The 9,051-nt window shown below is 42.2% G+C and carries 8 protein-coding genes; 4 read left to right on the top strand and 4 right to left on the bottom strand.

Features of this window, described 5'->3' with window-relative positions; translation table 11 throughout:
* Positions 1–249 precede the first annotated feature (249 nt).
* From B4C48_RS11365 to def, 3 genes are all read right to left on the bottom strand, one after another.
* Positions 250–2,313, bottom strand: a complete 2,064-nt coding sequence (locus B4C48_RS11365; protein ID WP_291356558.1) for a TonB-dependent copper receptor — start codon at positions 2,311–2,313, stop codon at positions 250–252.
* An 88-nt stretch (positions 2,314–2,401) separates the two neighbouring features.
* A complete protein-coding gene (locus tag B4C48_RS11360) occupies positions 2,402–2,824 on the bottom strand; it encodes a DUF2946 family protein (RefSeq protein WP_291356556.1) in 423 nt (140 codons plus the stop codon).
* A 92-nt stretch (positions 2,825–2,916) separates the two neighbouring features.
* Positions 2,917–3,447, bottom strand: a complete 531-nt coding sequence (gene def / locus B4C48_RS11355; protein WP_291356554.1) for a peptide deformylase — start codon at positions 3,445–3,447, stop codon at positions 2,917–2,919.
* Positions 3,448–3,566: 119 nt separating this feature from the next.
* On the opposite strand from def, the gene B4C48_RS11350 reads away from it, so the two are divergent.
* From B4C48_RS11350 to B4C48_RS11340, 3 genes are all read left to right on the top strand, one after another.
* Positions 3,567–4,721 (top strand): LysM peptidoglycan-binding domain-containing protein, encoded by a 1,155-nt coding sequence (locus B4C48_RS11350; RefSeq protein WP_291356552.1) that lies wholly within the window; start codon positions 3,567–3,569, stop codon positions 4,719–4,721.
* A 99-nt stretch (positions 4,722–4,820) separates the two neighbouring features.
* Positions 4,821–5,966, top strand: coding sequence for a DNA-processing protein DprA (dprA, locus tag B4C48_RS11345; RefSeq protein WP_291356550.1), 1,146 nt, complete (start codon positions 4,821–4,823; stop codon positions 5,964–5,966).
* Positions 5,967–6,008: 42 nt separating this feature from the next.
* A complete protein-coding gene (locus B4C48_RS11340; protein ID WP_291356548.1) occupies positions 6,009–6,578 on the top strand; it encodes an L-threonylcarbamoyladenylate synthase in 570 nt (189 codons plus the stop codon).
* A gap of 411 nt (positions 6,579–6,989) precedes the next feature.
* Here B4C48_RS11340 and B4C48_RS11335 read toward each other — a convergent pair whose 3' ends face one another.
* Positions 6,990–7,904 carry a DMT family transporter gene (locus tag B4C48_RS11335; RefSeq protein WP_291356546.1) on the bottom strand — a complete coding sequence of 305 codons (915 nt, stop codon included), beginning with the start codon at positions 7,902–7,904 and terminating at the stop codon, positions 6,990–6,992.
* 437 nt (positions 7,905–8,341) lie between these two features.
* On the opposite strand from B4C48_RS11335, the gene B4C48_RS11330 reads away from it, so the two are divergent.
* On the top strand, positions 8,342–8,896 hold the full coding sequence (locus B4C48_RS11330; RefSeq protein WP_291356544.1) for a hypothetical protein: 555 nt from the start codon (positions 8,342–8,344) through the stop codon (positions 8,894–8,896).
* Positions 8,897–9,051: the final 155 nt, after the last annotated feature.

Below are 9,051 nucleotides of genomic sequence, written 5' to 3'. Positions count from 1 at the left end.
ATGTGCATTCTACAGTATTTCAGGGGGCTTGCAATACCTTTTTTAAAACTCTTGGAACGTGTGTTTATTTTATAAACCAATATATTTATAAGTTACTGTTTTTAATATTAAAAATATTTAAATAAAATAATGATTATTTATTTTAGAAATATCACAAGTAAATAAATAATTGTTTTTTAATAAATTAATTAAATAAAAAAGACAAAAAGCAGAACGATTGTCCTGCTTTTTGTCTTAAAACCATTCAGATTAGAACTTTAAACCAATCCTAGCCCAATAATTTCGACCAATATTATTGAATTGTTCATCAGCCGCGAAACCAAAGCCAGCACTGCCTGCCTTGTTTAAATGTTCGCTATAGCTTTTATCAAATACATTATCTACCCCCACAGACAAATCCACACCATCACGAACATGATAAGTACCATTTAAAGATAAGGTTGCGAAACCGCTGCTTTCAGCCAAGTCATAACCTACGATGTTACCCTGATCTACACTGATGCGGTTTTGACGATCGACCACTCGCCATAATGCGCCTAATGTATATTTATCCTGAATATAACGCAGATTGACCCGTCCTTCTAAAGGTGAAATTTGTGGCAACGGCGTATTGTCGCTGGTATTTTCACCCCAAGCATACATGGCGCTCACATCTGCCTGTAGACGATCGGTAAATTGATAACCTACTCCTGCTTCAGCACCGGCAATTGTGGCATCGACATTTTTAGCACCCGCTGTTTTGCCATGACTCATCATGCCCGGCATGCTATGCATGTGATAATTCATCAATACATAATCATTGATTAATCCTGCATAAGCAGAAACCCAGGAATTCAGTGCGCCATGTTCATGTTGATAGCCTAAATCCAGCTGCAAGGTTTTTTCGGTATCGATCCCATTAAATGAATTTACGGTTCCGGGATTACCATGTGCGGTACTAAACAGCTCCCAGTAATCTGGCATACGTTCGACATATCCTACGCCGATATAAGTTTTCGCATCATGTTCAGGATGCTGCTTTTCAAAACGAATAAATGCACTTGGCAAGGTTTTATCCAGTTCGCGGTTATAGCCTTCCTCTACAGAATCAGAACGTAAATCTTTGACATTGACCTGATCGACACGAACCCCACCGACCCATTTATTTTGCTCACTCAATTGATAGCTTAATTCACCAAAAGCACCATAGGAGCGGAATTTCATATCTTTGTTCCGCACTTGGTCCTGATAAGGCGTCATTAAACTGCCCTCGCGTGTGGAGTGCTCATTGTTTTGGCTATCTACACCGCTAATTAACTGCAATTTATCCCATTGTTGAGTTACAGCCAGACGTGCGTTTAAGGTTTCTCGCGCTACGTTGGAAGCCATAGGCATACTCATCATGCCGTCCGGTTTAAATTCACGTAAACTAAAGTTATCCATGACATGATCATTAAAGCTATAGTTCACTTGTGCTTCGATTTTCTCGATCACATCAGTGACATTTTTCTTTTCTACACGAAGTCCCAGACTTTCACGGGCAAATTGCGAGCCATCCATCGAACGGCCAGCATAAACTGCCTCTCCATTCGCCTTGCCGCCAGTCAATTCCACCCATGTATTTTCATCCGGTGTCCAGCCTAAAGCGACATCTGCATTCCAGCGTTCCCAGTCTGAAGGCACGGTATTGCCATCTCCATCTTTATAGCTGTCTGAAACAGAGCGATTGGCATTTAAACGAATATATTTTTGTTCATCGCCAACAGCGGTTTCAATATTATGATCAAGGCGACCATATGAACCTGCCAGCACACTGGCTTGACCTCGATAATTTTTATCGTCAGATAGTTTTTCAGGCTCACGTTCAAAGATCACCGTTGCAGCCGAACCGGTATTGGCATATTGCACGGTTTGTGGCCCTTTAATCACCGAAATACGGTCATAACTTTCCGGCGAAATATAAGAGGTCGGCGCATCCATACGGTTTGGGCAGGCGCCCAAATTTTCCGTACCGTCGGCTAAAATTTTAATCCGTGAACCAAACATGCCACGGAAAGTCACATCGCCATTGGTACCGCCATTTTTGATCGAGCTGAATCCCATAATACTTTGCAGATAATCAGCACCATCACTGGCCGGAATGGGCTGGATCGGCTGTTTGGGATCGGCATGCACAATCAAACCGTTGGCATCATTGCCCTGATGAGCAGTCACCACAATCGGCGCTAAAGTTTGAACAGTTGTGGTTTGCTGCTCGGCAAATACCGTGGCTGAACAACCGGCAACACAAATTGCAGCCGCAACGGGCTGTAAATAGAATTTAGGCTGAGCCATTTTTCAATCTCACTATTACATAAATATAAGCTGCAGCTGAAGCAGCGCAAGGGCTAGAGTCAGTCAAGACCCGAAAATGCCTTTGGATTTATGTAAATAGTGGCGGAGCTCGTCCTTGGGGAATGAGAAAGAGTCGCTGTAAAACAAACCAGACATGACTAAAAGTCTTTTGGAAGGCAATTAAGCGCACCTGAATACGATCCAAAACTTCTTTGATTTCTAATTCAGGTGGTAAGACCAGATTCCCGTAGACAGTACAGTACTGACATTGATGGTTGGCATCATGATGATCATGTTCTGCAGACTGTTGTTGATGATCTTGATGAAGCTGATGATGAGCATGTGTGGATGTGGAAATATGCTGCGAAGCAGGTTTTTGCAATAACGCACGCGTAATGGTTTCACAGACCGGAGCAACCTGATATTGCTTCGGTAGCAAGGGCTGTAAAAATACAGCAATCTGTAAAAACACTGCTGTAATTGACAGCAGCAATCCACTACGGAATAACACAGGCAAATCCTGAAATTTGTCGGATGCAAGTATAACAAAGCCCAATCTGAATGGGGCTTTGTTAAGACTATTTAATCGAGAAAATGTAGCCTTTAACGCTTTACTGCAACTTTTTCTTTTTGACGCTGACGAGTAACTTTTTCCACTTTTTCACGTGCACGTTGACGTTTTAAAGGCGATAAATAATCGACAAATAACTTGCCATTTAAGTGATCCATTTCATGTTGAATACAAACAGCGAGAAGTTCGTCTGCTTCCAGTTCAAATGACTGACCTTCAAGGTTAATTGCCTCTATTTTTACGCGTGACGGACGCTCAACTTTGTCGTATATTTGAGGCACAGACAGACAGCCTTCTTCATAAGGCTGAGTTTCTTCAGTTAATGGCGTAACTTTGGGGTTAATAAATACCATGGGTTGATCTTTATTTTCAGATAAATCCATGACAATCAGCTGAATGTGACGATCTACCTGTGTAGCAGCCAAGCCAATACCTGGGGCTTCATACATGGTTTCAAACATATCGGCTGCGAGCTGACGAATTTCATCAGTGACTTCTTCGACTGGTTTAGCAATGGTACGAAGACGGGGATCCGGGAAACTTAAAATAGGTAATAAGGCCATACGGTGTCCTCACTTATGCCATTGATCAAAAAACAAAATGAAGGAATGCTTCATCAAAAAAATGTGTGTAATATCGTTATTATAACGCAACTACATACATAATTTTAGGAATTATGATAATGAAAAAGGTTTTGAAGGGCGCACCAACTTTTAGTGCCTTGGGGTTTAAAAAACAATTATTGGCACTTGCCGTATGTGTAAGTGTTGGGGCCGGGATGGTGAACATTGCTGAAGCAGCACCTGCGCGCAATATCAATCCACCTGCATTAAAAGCCGGAGCACCACAAGTTTATGTGGTAAAAAAAGGCGATACATTATGGGATATTTCCAAAAGATTTTTAAAAAATCCGGTACGTTGGCCTGAAATCTGGGCCAGCAATAAACATGTGAAAAATCCACACTGGATTTTCCCGGGCGACCGCCTGCTGATGTGTACTTATAATGGCAAACCGATCATCGGTAAAGATGAAGGTGATGGCTGTGAAGGGATTATCCGTCGTTATACCGGTGGCACCAAATTACAACCTCAGGTTCGGATTGAATCATTAAACAATGCCATTCCAGTCATTCCGCTGGAATACATCAAGCAATGGTTAGAGCGCAGTACCATTGTGGCACCTGAATCGGTTGCTGGTACGCCATACATTTTAGGGACGGCGGATCAACGTGTTCTTGCGGCTAAAGGTCAAACCGTTTATGCACGTGGAAATGGTCTGGAAGTCGGCCAACGCTATGCCGTTTACCGTGAAGGTGAACCGTACATGTTTACTGATGCCAAAGGCAAAAAATACAATGCCGGTCTTGAATTGATTCAGGTGGCCTCTGGCGTAGCCATCCGTGGTGAAAATGACATTACCACCCTAGAGTTAACCGATACTTATAATTCCGAAGTGCGTCGCGGTGACCGTGTACTGCCTGAATATGATCCGATGCTTCCAACCTTGTTCTACCCGACCAATGCTGAAGATGTGGTTGCCGGTGGCCAAGTGGTTCGCGTGATGGGTTCAATTGGTACCGCAGCAAAACACAGTGTAGTAACCATTGACCGTGGCAGTTTGCAAGGTGTTCAAGCCGGACATGTATTGGCGGTGAACCAGAAAGGTGAAGTCGTTACTGACCCGAAAACCAAAGAACGCGTACAACTCCCTGGACAACGCATTGGTAATATCATGGTTTTCAAAAGCTTTGATAACCTAAGTTATGCCTATGTACTAGATAGTGAATTACCAATTAAAGTGGGTGCTGGCGTTCAACCCCCACTCATGGATGAATAATCCTTAGAGTAAAATATAAAAATGAGGCTGAGATTTAGCCTCATTTATTTTAAACAATAATTTAAACAACAATAAGAAGACATATAAAAAGGTCTCGTTATGCTCACTTCACTAAGCTCTTTGCAGCTGGACTACATTCGGCTATGGTTTCTGGTACAACACTCACTGACCAGCTTTTATAAAATTAGTCAGCACTATACCCATCTCGCTGAAGCCACACAGCCGGATCAGAGTGAAACTTGGCAAAAGTTGGGTATTTACAAAAATCATATTCAACGCCTGCAAGATTTTCATCTTGCTGAATCACAGCTGAAGTTTCAGCACTGTATTGACCTGATTCAAAAACAGAGTGATTTTGTGCTGTTGCAAAATGATGCGCACTACCCGCAGCAACTGCTGCCCTATGCTGACAAACCGCCGATCCTGTTTGGCCAAGGTGATGCGCAAGCGCTGTTACAACCGCAAATTGCCGTTGTCGGTAGCCGCAAACCGAGTCATCACGGCCGTCAAGTAGCCTATGACTTTGCCTATTATCTCAGTGAAAAGGGTTTTTATATCAATAGCGGCTTGGCGCAAGGAATTGATGAAGCCGCCCATCGCGGGGCTTTACAGCACAACCGCACCATTGCCGTGATGGGAACAGGGTTGGACCAGACTTATCCCAGTCAAAACCAGCCATTACGCCAGCAAATTCTTACGCATCACGGCACCGTCATTACCGAGTTTTTACCCGGCACCCCACCTTTGCAGCAACATTTTCCACGGCGTAACCGCATTGTCAGTGCTTTAAGTCTCGGGGTGATTGTTGCAGAAGCTGCGCTGAAAAGTGGTTCTTTAATCACGGCGAAATGGGCAGCTGAACAGGGTAAATTGATTTTTGCCATTCCGGGTCATATTTATAGCGAGCACCATCAAGGCTGCCATCAGCTAATCCGTGAAGGTGCCATTTTAGTGGATCATCCTGATCAGGTCATTGAAGATCTGGCTCTACCGACCCAGTGGCACGCTCAACAGCACAACCAACAGACATGCAAAACTAATTCTTTAGATATTCAACCTGAGTTACCAGCGCATTTAAATATTTTGTACAATCAGCTGGACTGGGTCGGACAACATATCGATGAGATCATGCTCAGACAAAAGCTGGATGTGGCTACACTGACCAGTCAGTTGATGGAATTGGAGTTACTTGGGCTATGTATGCAGCAGGCAGGACTTTATCTACGTTGTCGTCCAGGCAAATAAGGTTCACAATACTCTTTTAATAAATATGAAGGGAAAAATCTGATGATTACCACCTCTGTTGCCGAAGCTGCTCAATGTTTAAAACAGGGACATGTTTTAGCATACCCTACAGAGGCAGTTTGGGGCTTAGGCTGTGATCCTTTTAACCAACAAGCGTTCCTGGAAATCTTACGTTTAAAGCAGCGTCCCATTGAAAAAGGGGTGATTTTACTGGCAGCGCAAATTGCGCAAGTAGAGCATCTGTTGGAATCGCTAAATGCGGAAATGCGTCAAAAAGTGATAGACTCCTGGAGTCATCGCTCTCCCACTGAGCGCGCAACCACCTGGTTATTACCCGCAGGCGATCATATTCCTGCCTGGATTAAAGGCAACCATGCTAAAGTTGCTGTACGGGTTACTAACCATCCATTATGCGTCGCACTCTGCAATGCCTTTAATGGTTTTATTGTCTCCACTAGTGCTAATCCTGCTGGAGGAAACCCTGCCCGTTCCCTTCAAGAAGCCAGCCAGTATTTCTCAACTCAAATTGATTACCTGAATGGTGATTTAGGCCTTAGCCAAGAACCGAGTCGCATCATTGATGCTGAAACAGGTGAAGTGATCCGCGCTTAAGCGGGTCATTTTTGTGATGCAGACTAATAATTTTCAGGCAAAAAAAAGCTCAACCATATAGGGACGGTTGAGCATGAAAAAGGATGTGCATAAATCACATCCAGAGGGTCTGTAAATCTGGTTGCGAAAGTTTAAAGATTGTTAAGAAAAACTTAAACATTCACGATATAAGTATTATGTAATAACTCGTTTCTTTATACAAATATATTATTTATCTTAAAATACATTTAAAAACTATGAACGCGTGAGCATATTTTTATAACAATTTAAATTATCTCACTATTTTTAATTATATTTTAAAAAAATAATCGTTTTTAGATCTTTTTCACACCTTTGCAAAATGACCTGTTGAATAAAAAATAGCTGTAAAAAATATTTTTGTTTGTCCATTTTTTAAACATTTTATTTAATTCAGCTATTCAATTTTGCGGCGCTGACAGTTAGATCTTTTTTCTGGGCTAATAAAATACCCCATAAAATGATCAAACCACCGATGCTGTGATACATGGTCCATGCTTCACCCAACCACACATTCGCAATAACGGCAGTGCAGACTGGCATTAAGTTCATAAAAATGCTGGTGCGGTTCGGTCCGAGCATCTGTACAGCCATCATCCAGACCAGTGGAGCAATTAAGGAAGGGAAAATACCGGCATACAGCACACTACCCAGATTCTGCGGATTAATAGCATCCAAGCCCAGCCATACCACAAAAGGCAAATGGTAAAGCAAGGCAAAAATAATCTGTACATAGAGGCTAATCAGCAAGGGAATCTGGAGTTGCCATTTCTTAAGAAAAACACCATAAAATGCATAAAAAAATACCGCTAGTACCATCATGACATCGCCCAGATGTCCGCCAGATTGCACCAGACGGGCAAAATTTCCCTGTGCCATCACATAAAGCAAACCGGCAAAAGATAGAATGCTGCCTATAATGGCAAAACGGTTGGGTATATCCTTCAGCATCAGCATGGAGACAAAAATAGTAAACACGGGAATAAAGGCGTTGATAATGCCCATATTGGTGGCAGTAGTATAATGCGCGGCGCTATAGCCCAACCCTTGGTACAGCACCATCCCAAAAGCACCAAGTACCGCCAGCTGTTTCCAGTGTGCCAAGACCAGCTGACGTTCACGCCAGACCTTGCTCAGCATAAACGGAGTTAAGACCACAAAAGCCACCAGCCAGCGGTAGAAACTGATACTGACGGGAGAAATATAGTCCGCCACATAACGGGTGACGGTAATATTCATTGACCAGATTAAGACGGCCAATAACGGTAAAGCCAGTGCCCACCATACTGTTTTATGATCCTGTGTCATTCCCTGCCCTATAATTTAACTATTCAGTATGATTTTTACCCCTGTATTAAAACATGAAATATCAAACTTTCTACACTCCTGATTCACGACAACTACAGGCTCTATGGTCTGCTCACTCTACATAGAAGGGTCTTTTTAAATAGAATTAAAATTCTCAAATAATCCTGATGATTAAATCCATGCGTTCTTGTATTGACTCACATCTTGATAAGATTTAATAACTCAACCATCACATAACTCACCGAGAGTTTATTTTTATCGCTTTTCAATAACTTTCTTTGCAATTTGCAGCAGCTTAACAACAAAAACGTTCTAGTGAATCAATCCATAAATATGTCATTTTGATGAAAGCAGTCTCTTGAGTCTGCGCCGTATTTTTTAATCTGTATAAATAAATTTAGGTCTTATCGCTAGATTGGATCTAATGAGGATGCGATATGAAAACTCCCTTAATGGCTTCACTCTGTGTTGCTGCCCTGGCATTAACGGCATGTGATAAAAAGTCAAATGAAGCACCCGCATCGTCAGCAACCAGCCCGGCAACAACGACTTCTGCGCCTGCTAGCACACAACCTGCGCCGGCAACTCTCAGCTCAAACAATGCCCAAGATATTAAAAGTGATTTAATTGAAATTCAGACCCTCTCCAACAATCGTTCCAAAGAGGCTTTAGATTTACAGAACAAAGCCAATCAGGCTGCGCAAAAAAATGACAAAGCTACGCTCAGCACGACCGTTGCAGAAATGAAAACCTACATTGCTAACTTTAACCGGGATCTGGATGCTTTATCCCTGAAAAGTTCTGAGCTTGATGCAGTACGGGATAAAATCAAAGAATCCAATAATCTTGGCATACAACTATCCGAAGAAAGCATTGCCGAAAAACCGGATATGAAAAAAATATCTGAACTACGAAATCGTGCTGCTGAGTTGCAAAAAGAGTTGGTGACTGAAATGCAAGCTTTAGAAAGCAAAGCTAAAACAGTTAAGTAATTGCCATTGAATGAAAACAGGCAGGTCAATTGACCTGTCTTTTTTATTCGGCTATGGATGAATTGTTTATATATTAATATCAATAAAGACTTGCCGGCATGCACAATAAGCTTTAAAACAAAGCAGTGTTCATCTCAAGTCATTAAGGAAAATAA

Source organism: Acinetobacter sp. UBA3106, assembly GCA_002365595.1.
In the GTDB taxonomy this organism is placed as follows: Bacteria; Pseudomonadota; Gammaproteobacteria; order Pseudomonadales; family Moraxellaceae; genus Acinetobacter.
Note: the sequence above shows the minus strand (reverse complement) of the source record. Positions and strands in the feature narration are given on the sequence as shown.